The sequence below is a fragment of the Microbacterium nanhaiense genome, from assembly GCF_014646015.1.
Classification (GTDB): Bacteria; Actinomycetota; Actinomycetes; order Actinomycetales; family Microbacteriaceae; genus Microbacterium; species Microbacterium nanhaiense.
On record NZ_BMMQ01000002.1, the window covers coordinates 514,106 to 535,097 of the forward strand.

Annotated in this window: 17 protein-coding genes; 9 read left to right on the forward strand and 8 right to left on the reverse strand. The window is 68.6% G+C overall.

Annotated features, from left to right (window positions below):
• Position 1: 1 nt before the first annotated feature.
• A complete protein-coding gene (locus tag IEX05_RS05455) occupies positions 2-625 on the forward strand; it encodes an ANTAR domain-containing response regulator (protein WP_188700346.1) in 624 nt (207 codons plus the stop codon).
• A 78-nt stretch (positions 626-703) separates the two neighbouring features.
• Here IEX05_RS05455 and IEX05_RS05460 read toward each other — a convergent pair whose 3' ends face one another.
• The gene (locus tag IEX05_RS05460) at positions 704-1,108 is read right to left on the reverse strand and encodes a PaaI family thioesterase (protein ID WP_188700347.1); all 405 of its coding nucleotides are present in this window, start codon (positions 1,106-1,108) and stop codon (positions 704-706) included.
• Positions 1,109-1,165: 57 nt separating this feature from the next.
• On the opposite strand from IEX05_RS05460, the gene polA reads away from it, so the two are divergent.
• Positions 1,166-3,784: a DNA polymerase I gene (gene polA / locus IEX05_RS05465; RefSeq protein WP_188700348.1), complete on the forward strand. Its 2,619-nt coding sequence runs from the start codon at positions 1,166-1,168 to the stop codon at positions 3,782-3,784.
• A gap of 3 nt (positions 3,785-3,787) precedes the next feature.
• On the opposite strand, the gene IEX05_RS05470 is transcribed toward polA, so the two are convergent.
• Genes IEX05_RS05470 through IEX05_RS05480 form a run of 3 tightly spaced genes read right to left on the reverse strand, consistent with a single transcriptional unit; the run spans position 3,788 to position 7,547 of the window.
• On the reverse strand, positions 3,788-4,459 hold the full coding sequence (locus IEX05_RS05470) for a response regulator (protein ID WP_308423401.1): 672 nt from the start codon (positions 4,457-4,459) through the stop codon (positions 3,788-3,790).
• Positions 4,456-5,568, reverse strand: coding sequence for a sensor histidine kinase (locus IEX05_RS05475; protein WP_188700349.1), 1,113 nt, complete (start codon positions 5,566-5,568; stop codon positions 4,456-4,458). The genes IEX05_RS05470 and IEX05_RS05475 overlap by 4 nt, the downstream gene beginning before the upstream one ends.
• A 20-nt stretch (positions 5,569-5,588) precedes the next feature.
• Positions 5,589-7,547 carry an APC family permease gene (locus tag IEX05_RS05480; RefSeq protein ID WP_188700420.1) on the reverse strand — a complete coding sequence of 653 codons (1,959 nt, stop codon included), beginning with the start codon at positions 7,545-7,547 and terminating at the stop codon, positions 5,589-5,591.
• A 163-nt stretch (positions 7,548-7,710) separates the two neighbouring features.
• Here IEX05_RS05480 and IEX05_RS05485 point away from each other — a divergent pair, with 163 nt between their 5' ends.
• Positions 7,711-9,372 (forward strand): DUF885 domain-containing protein, encoded by a 1,662-nt coding sequence (locus IEX05_RS05485; RefSeq protein ID WP_188700350.1) that lies wholly within the window; start codon positions 7,711-7,713, stop codon positions 9,370-9,372.
• A 37-nt stretch (positions 9,373-9,409) separates the two neighbouring features.
• The gene (locus IEX05_RS05490) at positions 9,410-10,726 is read left to right on the forward strand and encodes an MFS transporter (protein ID WP_229661137.1); all 1,317 of its coding nucleotides are present in this window, start codon (positions 9,410-9,412) and stop codon (positions 10,724-10,726) included.
• A 51-nt stretch (positions 10,727-10,777) separates the two neighbouring features.
• On the opposite strand, the gene IEX05_RS05495 is transcribed toward IEX05_RS05490, so the two are convergent.
• Complete coding sequence (locus IEX05_RS05495) at positions 10,778-12,268, reverse strand: MATE family efflux transporter (RefSeq protein WP_188700351.1); 1,491 nt, start codon at positions 12,266-12,268, stop codon at positions 10,778-10,780.
• Between the two features lie 118 nt (positions 12,269-12,386).
• On the opposite strand from IEX05_RS05495, the gene IEX05_RS05500 reads away from it, so the two are divergent.
• A complete protein-coding gene (locus IEX05_RS05500) occupies positions 12,387-13,148 on the forward strand; it encodes an SGNH/GDSL hydrolase family protein (RefSeq protein ID WP_188700352.1) in 762 nt (253 codons plus the stop codon).
• A gap of 31 nt (positions 13,149-13,179) precedes the next feature.
• Here IEX05_RS05500 and IEX05_RS05505 read toward each other — a convergent pair whose 3' ends face one another.
• Positions 13,180-14,094: a TetR/AcrR family transcriptional regulator gene (locus IEX05_RS05505; protein WP_188700353.1), complete on the reverse strand. Its 915-nt coding sequence runs from the start codon at positions 14,092-14,094 to the stop codon at positions 13,180-13,182.
• A 101-nt stretch (positions 14,095-14,195) separates the two neighbouring features.
• Here IEX05_RS05505 and IEX05_RS05510 point away from each other — a divergent pair, with 101 nt between their 5' ends.
• From IEX05_RS05510 to IEX05_RS05525, 4 genes are all read left to right on the forward strand, one after another.
• Complete coding sequence (locus IEX05_RS05510; protein WP_188700354.1) at positions 14,196-15,080, forward strand: ATP-binding cassette domain-containing protein; 885 nt, start codon at positions 14,196-14,198, stop codon at positions 15,078-15,080.
• Positions 15,077-15,883, forward strand: a complete 807-nt coding sequence (locus IEX05_RS05515) for an ABC transporter permease (RefSeq protein ID WP_188700355.1) — start codon at positions 15,077-15,079, stop codon at positions 15,881-15,883. The genes IEX05_RS05510 and IEX05_RS05515 overlap by 4 nt, the downstream gene beginning before the upstream one ends.
• Positions 15,884-15,939: 56 nt before the next feature.
• Positions 15,940-16,965: an LLM class flavin-dependent oxidoreductase gene (locus IEX05_RS05520; RefSeq protein ID WP_188700356.1), complete on the forward strand. Its 1,026-nt coding sequence runs from the start codon at positions 15,940-15,942 to the stop codon at positions 16,963-16,965.
• 197 nt (positions 16,966-17,162) lie between these two features.
• A complete protein-coding gene (locus IEX05_RS05525) occupies positions 17,163-17,894 on the forward strand; it encodes a LysM peptidoglycan-binding domain-containing protein (protein ID WP_373286283.1) in 732 nt (243 codons plus the stop codon).
• A gap of 70 nt (positions 17,895-17,964) precedes the next feature.
• On the opposite strand, the gene gdhA is transcribed toward IEX05_RS05525, so the two are convergent.
• Positions 17,965-19,308 (reverse strand): NADP-specific glutamate dehydrogenase, encoded by a 1,344-nt coding sequence (gene gdhA / locus IEX05_RS05530; RefSeq protein WP_188700358.1) that lies wholly within the window; start codon positions 19,306-19,308, stop codon positions 17,965-17,967.
• 189 nt (positions 19,309-19,497) lie between these two features.
• Positions 19,498-20,991 carry a deoxyguanosinetriphosphate triphosphohydrolase family protein gene (locus tag IEX05_RS05535; RefSeq protein ID WP_188700359.1) on the reverse strand — a complete coding sequence of 498 codons (1,494 nt, stop codon included), beginning with the start codon at positions 20,989-20,991 and terminating at the stop codon, positions 19,498-19,500.
• Position 20,992 lies beyond the last annotated feature (1 nt).

Below are 20,992 nucleotides of genomic sequence, written 5' to 3' on the forward strand. Positions count from 1 at the left end.
GATGGGTGACGTGAGCGAAGAGCAGAACCAGAACGTCGAATCCGCACCGCGTCGTGTGGTGGTTGCAGAAGACGAATCCCTCATCCGGATGGATATCGTCGAGATCCTGCGTGACAACGGCTATGAGGTCGTTGGCGAGGCGGGAGACGGCGAGACGGCGGTGCAGCTTGCGACGGAGCTCCGCCCGGACCTCGTGGTGATGGACGTGAAGATGCCGCAGCTGGACGGCATCAGCGCGGCCGAGCAGCTCAGCCGCGGAAACATCGCGCCCGTGGTGCTGCTGACCGCGTTCAGCCAGAAGGAGCTCGTGGAGCGTGCGACGGAGGCCGGGGCACTGGCTTACGTCGTCAAGCCGTTTACGCCGAACGACCTGCTTCCCGCGATCGAGATCGCCCTGGCCCGCCACGATCAGATCATCACGCTCGAGGCCGAGGTCGCCGACATGGTCGAGCGCTTCGAGACCCGCAAGCTCGTCGACCGCGCCAAGGGCCTGCTGAACGAGAAGATGGGTCTGTCGGAGCCGGAGGCGTTCCGCTGGATCCAGAAGGCGTCGATGGATCGCCGCCTCACGATGCAGGACGTCGCGAAGGCGATCATCGAGCAGCTGTCGCCCAAGAAGGGCTGATCGCCGGACGATCCGGATCACGGTCGAGGGCGGTGCCTCCCCAGGGAGGCACCGCCCTCGACCGTTTCGCGCTGCGATTCAGCGCTGCTCGCGGATGGCGTTCGTGATGCGCACGGTGGAGCACCGGCGCCCGTTCTCGTCCGTGACGATGATCTCGTGCACCGTCATCGTCCGCCCGAGGTGGATCGCGGTGCAGGTGCCCGTGACGTGACCCGAGGTCGCCGAGGCGGTGTGGGTCGCGTTGATGTCCACGCCCACGGCGTAGCGGCCCGGTCCCGCATGCAGATTCGCGGCCATCGAGCCGAGCGACTCGCCGAGCACGACGTACGCGCCGCCGTGCACGAGACCGATCGGCTGGGTGTTGCCCTCGACGGGCATCGTCGCCACCGCGCGCTCGGCGGTGAACTCGATCATCTCGATCCCCATTCGGTCGGCGAGCGCCCCGAGCCCGCGTTCCTTCACCCAATCGAGTCCGTCTGACATGTGGCGCGCCTTTCGCAAAGAGGTGAATCCGAGGCCCGTCACGCCTACGCTGGAGGAGTGACGGATCCCACGAAGCCTACCCTGCTCATCGTCGACGGCCATTCGCTGGCCTTCCGCGCCTTCTTCGCCCTGCCGGTCGACAGCTTCGTCAACGCCGAGGGCCAGCACACGAACGGAATCCACGGATTCCTGTCGATGTTCCTCGGGCTCTTGCGCGACCAGGCACCGACGCACGTCGCCGTGGCATTCGACGTGTCGGACAACACCTTCCGCAAGCAGGAGTATCCCGAGTACAAGGAGGGCCGAAACGAGACGCCGTCCGAGTTCAAGGGACAGATCCCGTTGCTCAAGCAGGCTCTCGAGGCCATGAACGTGACGGTCCTCGAGAAGGATGGCTTCGAGGCCGACGACATCCTCGCGACGCTCGCGCGGCGCGGATCCGAGGCGGGCTATGACGTCCTCGTCTGCTCGGGCGACCGCGACGCGATCCAGCTCGTCAACGACCGCGTCACGCTGCTGTACCCCTCGGTTCAGGGCGTGTCGAAGCTGAAGCGTTACGACCCGGACGCGGTGATGGAGCGATACGGGGTGCCGCCGCACCAGTACCCGGACATCGCCGCGCTCGTCGGCGAGAAGGCGGACAACCTCCCGGGCGTGCCCAAGGTGGGCGAGAAGACCGCGGTGAAGTGGCTCGCACAGTTCGGCTCGCTCGACGAGGTGCTGGCGGGCGCCGAGTCGATCAAGGGCGTCGTCGGCCAGAACCTGCGCGATCACCTCGATGATGTGCGTCGCAACCGCAAGCTCAACCGCCTGCTCGACGACATCGACGTGCCCGTGGAGCTCGACGATCTCGAGCTCGGCACGGCCGATGAGAAGGCCGTCCGCGACCTCTTCTCGCAGCTCGAGTTCCGCACGCTCCTGAAGCGCGTGCTCGACCAGATGGGCGGCGTCGGAGAGGAACCGGGAGAGAGCGCCGTGCAGGCGCCCGCGCCTCAGACGATAACGCCGGCAGAGCTCGCGGGATGGCTCGGGGCGGCCGAGGGCACCGTCGGCGTCACCGTCCTCATCCACGACGGCTGGCCGACAGACATCGGTTTCGCGACGACGTCCGCGATCGTCGAGGCGGGGTGGACCGACGACATGGCGGCGGCCCTCCGCGACTGGTTTGCGTCGGATGCGCCGAAGGCGTTCTGTGACGCCAAGCCCCAGATCAAGGCCCTGGCCCGCGCGGGCGTTCGGGTCGAGGCGCTCGCGAGCGATGCCCTCATCGCGGGCTGGGTCGCGCGCCCGGCCTTCCCGGATAAGACGCTCGCGCACCTCGTCGACCGCTACTTGGGCGAGAAGCTCCCGGAGGGGGACCCCGACCAGCTGATCGCCACCGGCGCGTCGGCGGGGGAGCTGTCCTGGTACACGCTCCGCGCGGCCGACGCCGTCTTCGACACACTGCCCGAGACCGCGCGGGCGGTGCTCGTCGATATCGAGCTTCCGACTCTCGTGGCGCTCGCCGACATGGAACTCGCGGGCGTCACGGTCTCGCACGAGAAGCTGTCCGCGCTGTCGCAGTCGCTCGGCGAGAAGGCCGCCCAGATCGCCGGCGAGGCCTATGCCGAGATCGGGCACGAGGTCAACCTTGGGTCGCCGAAGCAACTGCAGCAGGTCCTCTTCGAAGAGCTCGAGCTGCCGCGCACGCGCAAGACGAAGACGGGCTACACGACCGACGCGGCCGCGCTCAGCGATCTTCAGCAGAAGACCGGCCACCCCTTCCTCGGCCAGCTGCTGGCGCACCGCGAGGCGACCAAGCTGAAGCAGATCGTCGACGGGCTCGACCTCGCGATCGCATCCGACGGACGAGTGCACACGACCTACCTGCAGACCGGTAGCCAGACCGGGCGGCTGTCGAGCACCGATCCGAACCTGCAGAACATCCCCGTGCGCACGGAGGAATCGCGCCACATTCGCGCCGCCTTCGAGGTCGGCGACGGCTTCGAGACGCTGCTCACCGCCGACTACTCGCAGATCGAGATGCGCATCATGGCGCACCTGTCGGGCGACGCGGGTCTCGTCGAGGCCTTCAACGCGGGGGAGGACCTGCACCGCTATGTCGGCGCGCAGGTCTTCGGCGTCGATGCGGCCGAAGTCACGAGCGAGATGCGCAGCAAGGTCAAGGCGATGAGCTACGGCCTCGTGTATGGCCTCAGCGCCTTCGGCCTCGCCAAGCAGCTCGGCATCGAGCAGAAGGAAGCCAAGCAGCTCATGCTCGGCTACTTCGAGCGCTTCGGCGCCGTGCGCGACTACCTGCGCGCATCGGTGGAGCGGGCTCGCGAGGACGGATACACCGAGACGATCTTCGGGCGCCGGCGGCCCTTCCCGGACCTCACGAGCCCGAACCGCGTATTGCGTGAGAACGCGGAGCGCGCGGCGCTCAACGCGCCGATCCAGGGCAGCGCGGCCGACATCATGAAGATCGCGCTGTTCCGGATCCATCAGGACCTGCGCGGGCTGGAATCGCGGCTGCTGCTTCAGATCCACGACGAAGTCGTCGTGGAGGTCGCGCCCGGCGAGTGGGACGAGGTCGAGCAGATCGTGCGGGCGCGCATGGCGGGAGCGGCCGAGCTCTCGGTGCCGCTCTCGGTTCAGGTCGGTCACGGTTCGGACTGGAACGCGGCCGCGCACTGAGGGCTACGGAACGAGCCGGTACCCCATCCCGGCCTCGGTGATCAGGTGCACCGGGGCCGCGGGGTCGCTCTCGAGCTTGCGCCGCAGCTGAGACATGTACAGGCGCAGGTATCCCGAGTCGGCGACCTGCTCGCTGCCCCAGATCTCCTTCAGCAGATCTTGTCGGGTGAGCAGCGCGCCCGGATGACGGCAGAGCTGTTCCAGCATCCGCCACTCCGTCGGCGTGAGGTGCACGGGCCTGCCCGCCCGGGTGACGGTCTTCATCGCAAGGTCGACGGTCACGTCGCCGAAGGACACGGCGGCGGATCCCGTGGGACCGGTCGCGCGGCGGGACAGCGCGCGAAGACGCGCGAGCATCTCGTCGATCTGGAAGGGCTTGGTGATGTAGTCGTCGGCGCCGGCATCGAGCGCGTCGACCTTGTCGGCGGATCCGGTGCGGCCGGACACGACGAGCACCGGGGCCGGCGTCCACCCGCGCAACGCGCGGATCACGTCGACGCCGTCGAGCAGCGGCATGCCGAGGTCGAGAACGACGAGATCGGGACGCTCGCTCGCGGCGAGGGTCAGCGCCTCGCGACCGTCGGCGGCCGTCACGACGTCGTATCCGTGTGCGCTAAGGGTGATGCGCAGGGCGCGGACCAGCTGCGGGTCGTCGTCGGCGAGCAGAAGCTTCATGATCGTCCTTCATCGGCCGCGCGGAGCAGAACGCAGAACGTCGCACCTCCGCCCGGGGTGTGCTCGAGGGTCAGCGTACCGTCCATGCCCTCGGTGAAGCCGCGCGAGAGGGCGAGGCCGAGGCCGAGGCCCGCGGTGTTGTCGCGGTCTCCCGCGCGTTGGAACGGCGCGAACACGGCGTCGCGGCGATCGTCGGGAATGCCGACACCGTGGTCGATGACCAGGATGCGGACCCGGTCGCCGTCGCGCCTGTTCGCGACCGTGATCGCTCTGCCCGCGGGCGAGTAGCGCAGGGCATTCGTGATCAGGTTGACGAGTACGCGCTGGAGGAGAACGGGGTCGGCGATGATTCTCGCGTCGTCCACGTCGAGCTCGACGGCGCCCAGCCAGGGCTGGAGCTCCTCGAGCGCCGCGCCGACGGCATCCTCGACGGGGAGCGGCGAGAGCGACACCGCCAACACGCCCGCCTCGGCCCGGCTGACGTCGAGCAGATCGGTGACGAGCCGGGTGAGCGCGTCGAGGCTCTCCGCGGCCGTCTCGAGAAGCTCGGACCGGTCGTCCGCCGTCAGCCCGTGCGTCGAGCGGAGGCCGCCGATGGCCGCCACGGCCGAGGCGAGCGGGCGTCGCACGTCGTGGCTCACGGCCGAGAGAAGGGCGCTGCGCACCTGGTCGGCGGCCTCGGCCGAGGCGGCGGCGGAGGCGCTCTCGGCGGCCTCCGCCGCTGAGGCCTCCGCGGCGCGAGCACGGCGCGCGGCCTGGTCCACGATGATGCTGACGAGCACCGCGATCGCGACCGACAGCGCGATCGACACGAGGTGGATGGGGCGTTCGATCGCGATGCTGAACAGCGGTGCCACGAAGAGCAGATCGAGGAGCACGCCGGAGGCGAGCGCCGCCGTGACGGCGGGCCAGAGCCCACCGACCGCGGCGACGGCAACCACCACGAGCTGGTAGCTCAGTACCTCGTAGGTGATCGACTCGGGCCGTCGAATGGCGAGGAGCGCCCACGTGAGTACGGGCAGCGCGACCACGGCGACGGCGAAGCCGGCCGCCGTTCGCTGAGCGCCGAGCGCACCGCCCGTTTGCCGCAGGATCCGGAGCTTCGTCATGGCACGAAGCCTACGGCTGATCAGCCGCGGGCCGCGTCGGATCGCCCCGCGCGGTCCTGGCCCGGCAGGGGACGCGAGCGCCGTCCGTACACGAGCTCGGACGAATCCAGGAGCCAGGGCACGAGCGTGACGGCGACGCCGTGTACGAGCATGAGGCGCGAGGCGAGCCGCCGCGCGCGCCGGTTGTGCAGCACGACCTCCCACCAGTGCCCGACGATGTACTGCGGCAGGTATACCGTGACGACCGAGGGGCCGTTCTCCTCGCGCAGCGCGTCGATGTAGCGGATGAGCGGGTCGGCGTACGCCCGATAGGGCGAGTCGAGCACCACGAGGGGCACCTCGAGGCCCATCTCCCTCCACTGAGCCGCGAGCCGATCGGCGTCGTCCTGGTCGACGGCCACGTGCACCGCGCGCGTCTCGCGGTGGTGCGCGGCGATCGCGTAGTCGAGCGCCTTCAGCACGGGTTTCTGCATCCGGCTGACGAGCACGAGGGCGATGTCGCCGGAGGCGCCGAAGCGCGTCGCGCCGTCGATGACGAGCTCGTGCTCGACATCGCGGTAGTACCGCCGCACGCCGATCATCAGGAACGCGAGAACGGGGATCGCGATGAACACCAGGTAGGCGCCGTGCGTGAACTTGGTGATCGTCACCACGATGAGAACCGCGACCGTCAGGCTCGCGCCGAGCGAGTTGATCGTAAGTCCGACGCGCACCGATCGGCGTTCGCGGGCGGACAGCGCTTCCGAGCGCAGGCGCCGACGCCAGTGCCGCACCATGCCGATCTGGCCGAGCGTGAAGGAGACGAAGACGCCGATGATGTACAGCTGAACGAGCGTGGTCAGCTGAGCCCGAGAGATGAGGAGGACGACAATGGCGGCCCCGCCGAGGATGAGCATGCCGTTCGAGAAGACGAGGCGGTCGCCGCGGGTGTTGAGGCTCTTGGGTGCGTATCCGTCGCGGGCCAGGACCGCCCCGAGCAGCGGGAAGCCGTTGAAGGCCGTGTTCGCGGCGAGCAGGAGGACGCACGCCGTAGCGGCCTGGATGATGAAGAAGGCAGTGCTTCCGGATCCGAACGTTGCGGCGGCCACCTGCGCGATGAGGCTCGGCTGGGGCGTCGTGCAGTCGAAGCCGGCGAGCTCGCAGGGATCCTCGGCGTAGTGCACGCCCGAGACGAGCGCGAGGGCGGTGAGGCCCGCGAAGAGGAACACGGCGATGGACCCCATGAGCGCGAGCGTGGCCTGCGCGTTGCGAACCTTGGGGCGTCGGAAGGCGGGGACCCCGTTCGCGACCGCCTCGACCCCCGTCAACGCGGAGCATCCGCTCGAGAACGCGCGCAGGATGAGGAGGATCACCGCCACCTGAGCGAGTTCCGGCGCATGCACGGCGTATTGCGCGCTCGACGCGACGGGCGCGTCGCCGAGCGCCGTACGCACGAGACCGGTGACGATCATGACGGCGACCGAAGCGACGAAGACGTAGGTCGGGATGGCGAAGGCAAACGACGCCTCGCGCACGCCCCGGAGGTTGACGACCACGATGATCACGACGAAGGCGATTGCCAGTTCGATTCGCCATGGCGCGAGCTGCGGCAGCGCGGAGATGATGTTGTCCACGCCCGACGCGACCGAAACCGCGACCGTCAGTACGTAATCGACGAGCAGTGCTGCGGCGACGACGACACCCGGTACCTCACCCAGGTTCGTGCGCGCGACCTCGTAGTCCCCACCGCCGGAAGGATAGGCGCGGATGAGCTGCCGGTAGCTCAGCACCACGACAACGAGCAGCACCACGACGGCCGTGGCGATCAACGGGGTGAACGCCAAGAGCGCGAGGCCGCCGGTGAGCAGGATCATCACGAGCTCCTGCGGCGCATAGGCGACCGAGCTGAGCGCGTCGGAGGCGAAGATCGGAAGCGCCCGGCGCTTCGGCAGCAGCTGTTCGGCGCCCTCATCCGACGCGATCGGTTCGCCGAGGAGCATCCGTTTCACGGTGGGCGTCTGATCGGATCCGGCCCGAGTGTTGTTTGTCACGTGCGGCGACGCTACGCGCTTGTCGGAGCGCGGATCGCCATCCTTACGATCTCCATACGGCTCGACGCCGTTTCTTCACGGGATGCTTACGCCGGGGGATAGCCTGGGAGGGATGTCAGAGACGCTGCGACCCCAGACCCCGATCGACGCCCTCGCGGAAGAGTGGCTCGACACCCTCGTCGACCTCGACCCGGTGACGGGAACGTACATCGGCCGAACCGATGGCGACGACCGCTACGGCGACTACAGCCCCGAGGGGCACGCGGCCCTCGCCGCCGCGTCGCGTTCGGTTCTCGACCGCCTCGCCGGGCTCGAAGCGACCGACGACGTCGACCGCGTGACGAAGGCCGATCTGACGAGCGAGCTCGAGCTCGGGCTCGCGCTGTACGACGCCGGCTGGCACCTTCGCGATGCCAACGTGCTCGAAAGCCCCGCTCAGGAGATCCGGCAAGTCTACGACCTCATGCCGAGCGAGAGCGAGGAGGACTGGGGCAACATCGCGGCGCGCCTCGCCGCCGTGCCCGCCGCCATCGACGGATACATGGCGACGCTCCGCGAGGGAATTCAGCGGGGCATCGTGCCGGCCGTGCGCCAGGTGCACGCGGTGGCCGAGCAGGCGCGATCGTTCGCGGCCGCGGGTGGGTTCTTCGACGAACTCGTTGACGGATCGCCGGTTTCGGGATCCCTGCACGGCGAGCTGGTCGCGGGTGCGGGAGCCGCTCGCGAGGCATACGCACGCCTGGCCCGCTTCTTCGACGGCGTGCTCGCGCCGCGGGCAGGCTCCGAGGACGGCGTGGGACGCGAACTGTACGCGCTGCACTCGCGGCGCTTCCTCGGCGCGGCGGTCGACCTCGACGAGACCTACGAGTGGGGCCTCGAAGAGCTCGCGCGCGTGACCGCCGAGCAGGAGAGGGTCGCGCAGGAGATCCTGCCGGGGGCGAGCGTGGAGGAGGCCGTCGCGCACCTCGAGGGCGACGTGTCGCGCAAGCTGGTCGGCACCGAGGCGCTCCGCTCCTGGATGCAGGAGACGGCGGACCGGGCGGTCGCGGAGCTGGGGGAGTCGCACTTCGACATCCCCGCGCCCGTGCGCCGGATCGAGTGCATGATCGCCCCGACGACGTCCGGTGAGATCTACTACACGGGCCCCAGCGACGACTTCTCGCGCCCCGGCCGAATGTGGTGGTCGGTGCCCGCCGGGGTCGAGACCTTCGACACCTGGCGCGAGCTGACGACCGTCTACCACGAGGGCGTTCCGGGGCACCACCTGCAGATCGGCCAGGCGGTGTACAACCGCGGCGAACTGAACGCGTGGCGCCGCATGATCGCTGGCACGTCGGGGCATGCCGAGGGCTGGGCGCTCTACGCGGAACGGCTCATGGAGGAGCTCGGCTATCTCGACGACCCGGCCGCGCGGCTGGGCATGCTCGACGGTCAGCGCATGCGCGCGGCACGTGTCGTGCTCGACATCGGGGTGCACCTCGGCAAGACCCGCCCCGACGGGCAGGGCACCTGGGACGCCGACTATGCCCTGGAGTTCATGCGTCGGAACGTGAACATGGACGACGCGTTCGTGCGCTTCGAGGTGAACCGCTATCTCGGGTGGCCCGGTCAGGCGCCTTCGTACAAGGTGGGCCAGCGCATCTGGGAGCAGATCCGCGACGAGCTCGCGGCGCGCGAGGGCGAGGCGTTCTCGCTCAAGGCGTTCCATCGTCGTGCGCTCGACCTCGGCGGGGTCGGACTCGACACGCTACGTTCGGCTCTTCTCGGCGACTGAGTTGCACTTAAGGTTACCCCGACATTAACCTGTCGGGGTGACCTCTCTCGACACGCATGCCCCGTCCTCGGCCGCCGCGCGGCTCGACCGGGCGCGCTTCGGCCGTCCCCACCTCAAGATCCTGTCCGGATCCGGAGTCGGCTGGGCCCTCGACGCCATGGACGTCGGGCTCATCTCGTTCATTATCGCGGCGCTCAGCGTCGAGTGGAAGCTCGACGCCTCCACCTCGGGCTGGATCGCCTCCGTCGGCTTCATCGGCATGGCGATCGGTGCGAGCGTCGGAGGCCTCCTCGCCGACAAGCTCGGGCGTCGCCAGGTCTTCGCCATCACTCTTCTCGTCTACGGTCTCGCAACCGGTGCGTCCGCGCTTGTCGGAGGGGTCGGCGCCCTTCTCGTCCTGCGATTCTTCGTCGGCCTAGGCCTCGGATCCGAGCTGCCCGTCGCGTCAACGTACGTCAGCGAGTTCGCGCCCGCGCGAATCCGCGGCCGCCTCGTCGTCGTGCTCGAAGCGTTCTGGGCGGTTGGTTGGACCGCCTCTGCCGTGATCGGCTACTACGTGGTGCCGCTCGAGAACGGTTGGCGATGGGCGTTCGCGATCGGCGCCATCCCCGCCGTCTACGCGCTCGTCGTGCGGTGGACGCTGCCCGAGTCGCCGCGCTGGCTCGAATCGAAGGGCCGGTTCGCGGAGGCACAGGCGATCGTCGATCGCTTCGATCGCGGATCCGCCGCCGCGGCCCCGACGGCGTCGGTGCCGGCGGGCGCCACGCGATTCACCGACCTGTTCCGCGGCGGCCTCGCGGTGCGCACGATCGCACTGTGGGCAGTGTGGGCCTTCGTGAACTTCAGCTACTATGGCGCGTTCATCTGGATCCCGTCGATTCTGCATGCGCAGGGCTTCGACCTCGTGAAGTCGTTCGGTTACACGCTCATCATCACGCTCGCCCAGCTGCCCGGCTACGCGCTCGCGGCGTGGCTCATCGAGGTGTGGGGACGTCGCGCGACGCTGTCGGTGTTCCTCGTCGGTTCCGCCATCAGCGCGATGCTCTTCGGCGGCGCCGGCGAGGTCTGGCAGATCCTGCTATTCGGCTGCCTGTTGTCATTCTTCAACCTGGGCGCGTGGGGCGCTCTCTACGCCGTGAGCCCCGAGGTGTACCCGACCGCGGTGCGCGCCACGGGAGCGGGCGCCGCGGCGGCGGTGGGCAGGGTGGCCTCGATCGTCGCGCCGCTGTTCACGCCGTGGGCGCTCGGCGTCGGCGGCGCGCCGCTCGTCTTCACGGTCTTCGCGATCTGTTTCGCCGCAGCGGCCGCCTCGGCGTGGGGGCTCAGCGAGCTGAAGGGCCGGTCGCTCAGCTGACCCCATGAGGCCCAGGGAACTCCGGGGCCTCATGGCGGTGTTGTGCAACTGCTACTTTGCGCGCCGCGACTTCCGTCCCTTGCGCACGGTAATGGCGCCGGTCTGCGGCAGCGTGATCGAGGTGGTGATGACGGTGTCCACCGCGTCGGATCCCTCGTGCGGGCCGATCAGCGCGATGGGGGTCGTGTCGGTTAGTACGCGCGGGTTCACCGGCATGTGTGCGAGCTGACGGTGGGCGCGCACGTAGGCCGGGATCAGGATCACGACCGCGCCAATCCAGGCGACCGGGTTGCTCCACGCGACGCCGACGAACCCGAAGAAGGCCCCGAGCGCGATCGCGGCCAGCGTGCGCATGCCGAGCTCGACGGCGCCCGTGATCGTGGGCACGAGCGTGCGGCCGAGCCCTTGAAGCGCACCCCGGGTGACGAACAGAACCCCGAGGATCCAATAGGTCACGCCATTGATGATGAGCATCGTGTGCGCCAGGTCGACGACGCCTTCGGCATCGTTGCCGACGAACACCCGCACGACCGGTGCGCCGATGACGACCATGAGCACGCCGAGGAACGCCGAGCCGATGATCGACATCCAGATCGCCTGCCCGACGCCGCGGCGGATGCGATCGGGCCGACCGCCGCCGAAGTTCTGCGCAACGTACATCGACACGGCAAGACCGAGGGATGCGAGGAACGCGCTTGCAAGGCTGTCGATGCGGGAGGCGGCCGTGTACGCCGCCACGGCCTCGGCGCCGAGGGAGTTCAGGCGCACCTGCACCGCAATGATGCCGAGGGAGATGATCGACGCCTGAAAGCCCATCGGGAGTCCGAGGCGGAGGTGTTCGACGAGCTCGGCGCGGGCGACGCGGAAATCGGCGCGTCCGACGTGGAGCACGGGCAGGCGCCGGCGGACGTACTCGAGCGTCAGGAGGACGGATACCGCCTGCGAGACAACCGTCGCGAGCGCCGCACCCGCCACGCCCCACCCGAGCGGACCGACCATCACGATCACCAGGGCGATGTTCAGCAGGCAGGCGAGGATGAGGAAGATCAGCGGCGTGCGGGAGTCGCCGATCGCGCGAATGATCGCCGCGAGGTAGTTGAAGAACATCGTCGCGGCGGAGCCGAGGAAGCTCACCTGCGCGAACACCGTCGCGTCGTCGAGAAGCTCGGCGGGCGTCTGCATGAGGATCAGGATGGGATGCGCGAGCAGGGGAGCCGCGATCGTCAGCACCACGCTCATGGCGGCGGTAAGGATCGTTCCCGTCGCCACGGATCGCCGAACCGCCGTGTGGTCGCCCGCACCGTACGCCTGTGCGGTCGGAATCGCGAATCCGCTAGTCACGCCGAGCGCGAAGCCGATCAGCAGGAAGATGAGGCTGCCCGTGGCGCCGACCGCGGCGAGGGCATCGACACCCAGGTGTCGGCCGACGACGACCGTGTCGACGAACTGATACAGCTGCTGCACGACGTTGCCGATGAGCAGAGGGATGGAGAAGGCGAGAATGACGCGCCACGGCGCGCCGGTCGTGAGAGTGGAGGACACAGCAACTCGAGTCGATCGAAAGATGGGATGAGGGCTGCGCACGCGACGGTGCGATCGGATGATCTTATCCGGACGGGCGAGGGTGAGTCGAACGGCGCGCAAGGCGGTTCTTCATAGAATGAGGACCGTGACGAGCGTGAGATACGTTGCCATCGGCGACAGCTTTACCGAGGGCGTGGGAGACGAGCGCGTCGACGGCACGCCGCGCGGCTGGGCCGATCTGGCCGCCGAGGGCTGGGCCGCCTCGCTCGGCGAGTCGACCGAGTACGCCAACCTCGCGATTCGCGGCAAGCTCGCCTGGCCCGTCGTCGATGGACAACTCGAGGCCGCGCTCGCGCTCGGGCCCACGCACCTCTCGTTCAACGGCGGTGGCAACGACATGCTGCGCCCGGGGACCGACCTCGAACGCATCGTCGACGCCTTCGTCACGGTCGAGCGTCGCTGTCGCGAGAACGGTGTGACGCCGATCCTCCTGGCCGGCGCGGATCCGTCCGGGGGACTGCCGATGTCGAAGCTCATCCGGCGTCGCGGCGATGCGCTGACGGCGGCGGTCACGAACCGCCTCCGCCGCACGGAGGGCATCGTCTGGGCCGTCAACTGGACGGACGCGGCCCTGCGGGATCCGGCGTTCTGGTCGCCCGACCGCCTGCACATGAACGCGCGCGGACATCACCGCGTGGCCGCCCGCGTGCTCGACGCCCTCGGGCAGCGTGTGCCGGAGGGCTGGTGGGACCTGCCCGAGCAGGGCCAACCGCACCTCGGCACGCGCGACTACTACCGCGACCACGTCGCGCCGTGGGTCAAGCGTCGCCTCACCGGCCGATCCTCGGGCGACGGCCGCGCACCCAAGTACGGCGAGTGGATCACGGTTGCGCCCTGACGGGGATCCGGCTCGGCGCACGTGATTCTCGTCAGCGGCGGGCGCGCTCCGTCGCTTCGCGGAGCGCCTGTCGCTCGGCTTTGCGTGCGTCCCGCACGGCCTTCTCCGCATCGCGCACCGCTTTTCGCGCCTCTCGAACCCGCTTGTCGCCCTCGACGTCGGGCGAGTCCGCTTCGGCCCATTCGTCAACGCTGACATGGGGCTCGCCGCTGTCGAGCGCGGCGATGTAGCTCTCGACACCGTCCAGGATCCGTTCCACTCCGAAACGGAACGGATCGGCCGTGGCAACGAACACGCCGTCGTCGATCGCGCGGCGGAGCGACGGGAACTCGTCGGCCGTGATGACGCGGTCGAAGAGCGCCGACTCGCGAGCGGACACCTCCTCTGGCGTGAGGCCCGTGACCCGCGATTGCTCGGCGTAGCCCGCAAGCACCATCCCGTACCAGCGCGCGTGTCCGGTGACGGACAGCGCGACGGCGACCCGCTCGTCGGAGGTGAGCGGGGTGTTCTCGAGGGACGCCAGACCGGCGTCGAGCCACGCCGAGCTGTTGGGCGTGATCGGGGAGCCGGTGATCGGGAGCGCGAGCATCCACGGGTGGCGCACGTACACGAGCACCTGCGCCTCGAACAATGCACGGAGTCGGTTTCGCCACCCCTCCTCGTCGAGGTGACTCTCCGGCGGAATCCCCGTCGCCTCCTCCTGCATGAGCAGCAGAAGGTCGTCCTTCGCGCTCACATAGCGGTATAGCGACATCGGCGTGAAACCCAGCTTGGCGGCGACCGCCGCCATCGAGACCGCGCCCAGCCCATCGGCATCCGCGAGCTCGACCGCCGTTTCGACGATGCGCTCGACGCTCATCTCGCGCTTCGGTCCGCGTTGCGGATCCGCGGCGACGCCCCAGGCCAGGGCGATCCCGCGCGGCAGTTCCGGTTCGGTCTCGGTCATACGTCCATGCTACTTCTGTGTACGTTGTAAACCGTCTGGTATGGTCATACACGGAAGGTATCTGGCATATACAGTTTACGTCCTAGAGGGAAGGGAACCCCATGTCCACTGCAATCCACGTGCGCGGCCTGCGAAAGGAGTTGGGCGGCCGCGCGGTCATCGATGGGCTCGATCTCACCGTCGAGCGCGGCGAGATCTTCGCCCTGCTTGGGGCGAACGGCGCGGGTAAGACGACGACCATCAGTATTCTCACGACGCTCACCGCGCCCGACGGAGGCACGGCGTCGGTTGCGGGCTTCGATGTGCGGACACGAGCGGGGGAGGTGAGGCGCCGCATCAGCCTCACGGGTCAGTCGGCCGCGGTCGACGACGCCCTCTCCGCCACCGAGAACGTCGTCATGTTCGCGCGGCTTGCCGGCCTCAGCGCCGCCGAAGCTCGCCGCACGAGCGCGGAGCTGCTCGCCCGCTTCGACCTTTCGGACGCCGCGGGGAGGCGTGTGCGGACGCACTCCGGCGGCATGCGTCGGCGCCTCGACCTCGCGCTCAGCTTCGTCGTCACTCCCGAGGTGCTCTTCCTCGACGAACCCACGACGGGCCTCGACGCGCGAAGCCGCCGAGACCTGTGGGCTCTGATCCGCGCGGTCGCGGCTGCGGGTACCACCGTCTTCCTCACCACGCAGTACCTCGAGGAGGCGGATGCGCTCGCCGACCGCATCGCGGTGCTGAACGCCGGAAAAATCGCGGCCACGGGCACTCCAGCCGAGCTGAAGAAGACAATCGGCGGCAACACCGTCGAACTGCGCGGCGACGACGGCGAACTGATCCGGCGCGTGCCCACCGACGGCACGATCGCGAGCGTTCGCGGCGCGCTCGACAGTCTCGACGGCCTCGGCGCGCAGGGCACCATCGAGGTTCGCCACCCGTCCCTCGACGACGTCTTCCTCGCCATCACGGAATCCGACAACGCCATGAAGGAGCACGCATGAACGGTTCGGCCATCGCAATCTCGACGTCGGCACCGCGCCCGCAGCTGGGCGGGTTCAGCGCGGAGAGGATCTTCGTCGGGAGGAGCCTGAGGCATTCGCTGCGCGACGGCGAGTCCCTCCTCATGGCGATCATGCTGCCCGTGATGCTCATGCTGATGTTCACGTGGGTGTTCGGGGGTGCGATCGACCCCTCCGGAGCGTACGTGGACTATGTCGTCCCGGGAATCATCCTCACCTGCGCCGGTTTCGGCGCGTCCTCGACCGCGGTCTACGTCGCGAACGACATGCGGACGGGCATCATCGATCGCTTCCGCACCATGCCGGTGCGAGCGGGCGCCGTGCTCACCGGCCACGTCGTCGCCAGCGTCCTGAGGAATCTCGTCGCGACCGGAATCGTTGTCGCGGTGGGCATCGCGGTCGGCTTCCGCCCCGCTGCTGGGCTGATCGACTGGATCGCCACGGCGGCGCTCATCGCGTTGTACATCCTCGCGATCACCTACCTCTTCGCGGCGATCGGCCTCGCGGCCGGCAGCCCTGAGGCGGCGAATGGATACGGCTTCATTCTGCTCTTCCTGCCCTATCTGTCTAGCGCGTTCGTTCCGGTGTCGAGCATGCCGGATTGGTTGCAGGCCATTGCGGATAACCTGCCGATCACGCCGATTGTGGAGACCATCCGCGGATTGCTGATGGGATCGCCGCTCGAGGCGGAGCCGTGGTGGGCGATCGGATGGTGCGCGGTCTTCCTCGTGATCGCCGCGGTGTGGGGCGCATGGCTCTTCCGTCGGAAGGCGGCGCGCCGCTGAAACGTCGTCCGGTGCCCGGCGGGAATGAATGCTGATCCATGTTGTTGAATGAAAACATGAAGAAGATCGGGTTCCTCTCGTTCGGGCACTGGACGCCGCACCCTCAATCGCAGACCCAGTCGGCGAGCGACGTGCTGCACCAGTCCATCGACCTCGCGCAGGCCGCGGAAGACATCGGTGCCGACGGCGCGTACTTCCGGGTGCACCACTTCGCGCGCCAATTGGCGTCGCCCTTCCCGTTGCTCGCGGCGGCCGGAGCGAAGACCAGCAGGATCGAGCTCGGCACCGGCGTGATCGACATGCGCTACGAGAACCCGATGTACATGGTCGAAGACGCGAGCGCCGCCGACCTGATCTCGGACAACCGACTTCAGCTCGGTGTCTCGCGCGGCTCACCCGAGCAGGTGATCGACGGGTGGAAGTACTTCGGCTACCAGGCGGCGGAGGATGACCCCACGGGGGCGGACGCGGCTCGCCAGAAGACCGAGCTCTTCCTGCAACTCCTCGAGGGGCAGGGTTTCGCGCAACCGAACCCGCGCCCGATGTTTCCGAATCCACCGGGCCTCCTGCGGCTCGAGCCGACGAGCGAGAGCCTGCGCCAGCGCATCTGGTGGGGTGCGGGATCCGACGCGACCGCCGTCTGGGCCGCCGAGAAGGGCATGAACCTCATGAGCTCGACGCTCAAGAACGACGAGACCGGCGAGCCGTTCCACGTGCAGCAGGCCAAGCAGCTCCGCGCGTTCAAGGAGGCGTGGGACGCCGAAAAGTGGGGATTCGAGCCCCGCACCTCGGTGTCGCGCTCCATCGTGGCGATCACGAGCGACGAGGACCGCCGCTACTTCCTCGGCGGGCACGACAGCGAAGACCAGATTGGCCACATCGACGAGCGGACCCGTGCAATTTTCGGTCGCTCGTACACGGACGAACCGGACAAGCTCATTGAGCAGCTCCGTTACGACGAGGCCATCGCGGAAGCCGACACCCTTCTGATCACGGTGCCAAATCAGCTCGGCGTCCGCTATGCGGCGCACGTCATGGAGTCCATCATCACGGAGGTGGCGCCGGCGCTCGGTTGGCGCTGAGACGGAGTATCCAACCGCAACGTAACTGACGAGTAAGCTGTCAAGTTTCTGTTCGAGTTGTTATCGGGTTGTTATATGGGCGTAGTGTGGCCATCTGAACCGCGAAGGATGGCCACCTGGTCCGCCCCGAGAATCCTTCGTACCATAACGTCGATAGCACCGGTCGGGCGGTGATGCCTCGTGCATCAGGTGGGGCCGTGGAGTTCACTGTGAAGCAGAACCACAACACCCGCACCGCTCCGAGTCGATTCGCTCGCGGAGGTGCGATCGCCGCAGGCGTCATCGCTCTGGCCGGCGCTGCAACCTTCGTCCCTACGGCCGCCAACGCGGCCGATGGCGCGACCTGGGACGCGCTCGCGCAGTGCGAGTCCGGCGGCAACTGGTCGATCAACACCGGAAACGGCTACTACGGTGGCCTGCAGTTCTCGATGTCGACCTGGCAGGCGAACGGCGGCGTCGGCAACCCCGCCGACGCGTCGCGCGAAGAGCAGATCCGCGTCGCGGAGAACGTGCTGGCAACGCAGGGCTGGGGCGCATGGCCCACCTGTTCCGCGCAGATCGGCGCAAGCGGATCCGCGGAGCCCGCGCCCGCAGCGGATCCGGCGCCCGCGGCCGCTCCCGAGGAAGCCGCGGCACCGGCGGCTCCCGCGGCCCCTGCGGAGAGCGCCGCGCCGGCCGAACAGGCCGCGCCCGCGCAGCCGGCGGCCGAGGCGCCTGCCGCGGATCCAGCTCCCGCCAGCTACGACCTCCCGGACGTGACGGCCTCGGACGAGACGTACACGATCGAGGCCGGAGACACGCTGTCGATCGTCGCCGACGAGCTCGACATCGAGGACGGCTGGCTCGCCCTCTTCGCGGCCAATCAGGACGAGATCTCCGACCCGAACCTCATCTTCGCGGGTCAGGAGATCGTGCTGCCCGAGCAGTAAGCAGCGCAGGAAAACGGCGAAGGCCGGTGGACGTGGAGCCCACCGGCCTTCGCTCTGTTTGTGCGGCGGTTCAGATCACGCCGAACGCGAGCATCGCGTTGGCGACCTTGCGGAAGCCTGCGACGTTCGCGCCGAGAACGTAGTCGCCCGGACGACCGAACTCCTCGGCGGTCTCGAGCGTGTTCTTGTGGATGTTGCGCATGATTTCGGTCAGGCGCTGCTCCGTGTACTCGAACGACCACGTGTCGCGCGAGGCGTTCTGCTGCATCTCGAGCGCGCTCGTGGCCACGCCACCGGCGTTCGCGGCCTTACCCGGGCCGAACGCGATGCCCGCCTCGCGGAAGAGCTCGACGGCGTCGGGCGTCGACGGCATGTTCGCGCCCTCGGACACGGCGATGACGCCGTTCTCCAGGAGCTTCTTCGCGTCGCGCGCGTTCAGCTCGTTCTGCGTCGCGCAGGGCAGGGCGATGTCGCCGGGCACGTCCCAGACGCTGCCGTCCTTGACGAAACGGGCCTTGCCGCCGCGGCGCTCGGCGTAGTCGCTGATGCGGCCGCGCTCGACCTCCTTGATCTGCTTCAGCAGTTCGAGGTCGATGCCGTCCTCGTCCACGACGTATCCGGTCGAGTCGGAGGCGGTGATCGCGGTGCCGCCGAGCTGGTGGACCTTCTCGATGGCGTAGATCGCGACGTTGCCGGATCCGGACACGATGGCCTTGCGGCCCTCGATGCTGGTGCCTCGCGCGCCGAGCATCTCCTGAGCGAAGAGCGCCGCGCCGTAGCCGGTCGCCTCGGTGCGCACGAGCGAACCGCCCCAGGTGAGGCCCTTGCCGGTGAGCACGCCCGCCTCGTAGCGGTTCGTGAGGCGCTTGTACTGGCCGAAGAGGTAGCCGATCTCGCGCGCGCCGACGCCAATGTCGCCCGCGGGCACGTCAGTGTGCTCACCGATGTGGCGGTGCAGCTCGGTCATGAACGACTGGCAGAAGCGCATGACTTCGCCGTCCGACTTGCCGGCCGGGTCGAAGTCCGAACCACCCTTGCCGCCGCCGATGGGCAGGCCCGTGAGCGAGTTCTTGAAGATCTGCTCGAAACCGAGGAACTTCACGATGCCGAGGTTCACATTGCCGCGGAATCGCAGACCGCCCTTGTACGGGCCGAGGGCCGAGTTGAACTCGACGCGGAATCCGCGGTTGACCTGAACGGTGCCCTTGTCGTCGACCCACGGCACACGGAAGATGATCTGACGCTCGGGCTCGCAGAGGCGAGTGAGGATTGCGGCGTCGTTGTATTCGGGGTGGCGCGTCTGAATCACGGCGAGCGAGTCGAAGACCTCGCGAACGGCCTGGTGGAATTCGGGCTCGCCGGGGTTACGGGCAAGGACAGTGTCGAGCGTCGCCTGGAGGCTGGAGTCGAGCATAGGTTTCCTTTCTGCGCGGAGCGCTGGTGGCCGAAGACGGCCAGGGGGAACGAGGTCACCCGGGGGTATGTCGGCTCTTGTGGGGCTGACTCTGCTCATCGTCGAAGCTCCCGCGCACGTTGTGCGCCACAGACCAAGTCCGGAGCGATTCTACGGGAAGCCGACAGGGGTTTCACAACCACCCGCTCGTCAGAGGGCCTGTCCCGCGTCCCACAGCCGCTCGGTCTGGCCCGAGAGAAGCGCATCGACGTGGATCGCCTGCGCGTCGGTGAGCGAGGAGATGTAGTCGATGACGCCGCGCCCCACGGCGCGCCGCTGGAGCTCCGTCTGATCGGTCGTCGACAGCAGCTCGGGCCGCTCGGCGCGGGCCGTGAAATAGTCCTCCGTCGCGAGGTCCACGAGGTCGAGCAGCCGGTTCGGTGCGCGGCGCACGTCGTACGGATCGTCGAGCCAGGCCGTGAGGCCGTCCACGAGGCGTTCCACGAGGCTCGCCTGACCGCGCTGGTAAATCGCGAGGTCGGCGCGGTCGAGGATGAAACGCTCGTGGAGGAACTTCAGCACGGCTACTTCGTGCCATGCGGTGCGGTTGAGGCTGATGTGCCCCGAGCGGAATGCCGGTTCCCGGTGCACTTCGACGGAGGCCTGGAGATGGCGGATCCATTCGGACGTGAATCGCGCGAGCGCGCGATCCGCCGCGAGCGATCCATCGAAGGGCACCGTGAGGAGACCGTCGATCACCTCGTCGCTGACCTTCTCGACGGCGGCGTCGAACGCGTCCGCGTCGGCTATCCACGGATCCCGTTCCGCGAGGCGCCGCCAGAGCATCTCGAGAGAATAGCCGGGCGTGCGCCCTCGCGCGCCGACGGAGGCGGTGTCGGCTCGGCGCAGCTGGGCGCGCTCGCGACGCCACGCGCGGAACTCCCCGGAGATCGCGGCCTGGTTGAGCAGCCCGGCTCGATAGAAATCATCGAGGTCGTGCAGGGAGTACGCGATGTCGTCGGCGATGTCCATCACCGAGCACTCGAGCGTCTGCTGGCCGGGTTCGATCTGCGGATACGCGCTCAGGGCGTCTGCCGCGTCGGCCACATCGACCGCGTACATCGAGAACTTGCTGCTCGCCGCCCCGCGACGATTACCGCCCTGGTCGCGGCGCCACGGGTACTTGAGCACCGCCGCGCGTACGGCGCGGGTCAGGTTGAGGCCGACGCCGGGCCTGTCGTGTTCGTCGAGTCGCGTGATGATCCGGTAGGTCTGGGCGTTGCCCTCGAAGCCCTCCATCAGCCGGAAGCGCGAGCGAGCGAGGCGATCGAGCGCCATCTCCCCGAGGTGCCCGAACGGCGGATGCCCGATGTCGTGCGCGCTCGCGGCGGCCTGCACGACCACGGGGTGGCAGCCGCCGAGCTCTTCCACGAGCCGACCCGTCGGTCCCGGATCGCGGTGCAGATGCATCGCGATCGCGCGGGCCACGGCGGCGACCTTGACCGAATGCGTCAGGCGGTTGTGCACCGCGAGCCCCGCGCCGGACTGTGCGATGACCTGCGTGACGGCCGACAGCCGCGAGAAGTAGGGCGAGAAGCGGATCCGCTCGATGTCGACGCGGTAGTGCGGGTTGTCCTCGGCGAGCTGAAACTCGTCGAGCTGCTCGGGCAGGCGTCGTCCGAGGCGGGCGTCGGCAGTCGTCATG

Coding starts and splice junctions, on each gene's coding strand:
- IEX05_RS05460 (WP_188700347.1), bottom strand. CDS start 1,108: ATGTCAGACGGACTCGATTGGGTGAAGGAACGCGGGCTCGGGGCGCTC.
- IEX05_RS05520 (WP_188700356.1), top strand. CDS start 15,940: ATGAAGAAGATCGGGTTCCTCTCGTTCGGGCACTGGACGCCGCACCCT.
- IEX05_RS05470 (WP_308423401.1), bottom strand. CDS start 4,459: ATGAAGCTTCTGCTCGCCGACGACGACCCGCAGCTGGTCCGCGCCCTG.
- IEX05_RS05500 (WP_188700352.1), top strand. CDS start 12,387: ATGAGGACCGTGACGAGCGTGAGATACGTTGCCATCGGCGACAGCTTT.
- gdhA (WP_188700358.1), bottom strand. CDS start 19,308: ATGCTCGACTCCAGCCTCCAGGCGACGCTCGACACTGTCCTTGCCCGT.
- IEX05_RS05510 (WP_188700354.1), top strand. CDS start 14,196: ATGTCCACTGCAATCCACGTGCGCGGCCTGCGAAAGGAGTTGGGCGGC.
- IEX05_RS05485 (WP_188700350.1), top strand. CDS start 7,711: ATGTCAGAGACGCTGCGACCCCAGACCCCGATCGACGCCCTCGCGGAA.
- IEX05_RS05455 (WP_188700346.1), top strand. CDS start 2: ATGGGTGACGTGAGCGAAGAGCAGAACCAGAACGTCGAATCCGCACCG.
- IEX05_RS05475 (WP_188700349.1), bottom strand. CDS start 5,568: ATGACGAAGCTCCGGATCCTGCGGCAAACGGGCGGTGCGCTCGGCGCT.
- IEX05_RS05505 (WP_188700353.1), bottom strand. CDS start 14,094: ATGACCGAGACCGAACCGGAACTGCCGCGCGGGATCGCCCTGGCCTGG.
- IEX05_RS05535 (WP_188700359.1), bottom strand. CDS start 20,991: ATGACGACTGCCGACGCCCGCCTCGGACGACGCCTGCCCGAGCAGCTC.
- IEX05_RS05515 (WP_188700355.1), top strand. CDS start 15,077: ATGAACGGTTCGGCCATCGCAATCTCGACGTCGGCACCGCGCCCGCAG.
- IEX05_RS05480 (WP_188700420.1), bottom strand. CDS start 7,547: ATGCTCCTCGGCGAACCGATCGCGTCGGATGAGGGCGCCGAACAGCTG.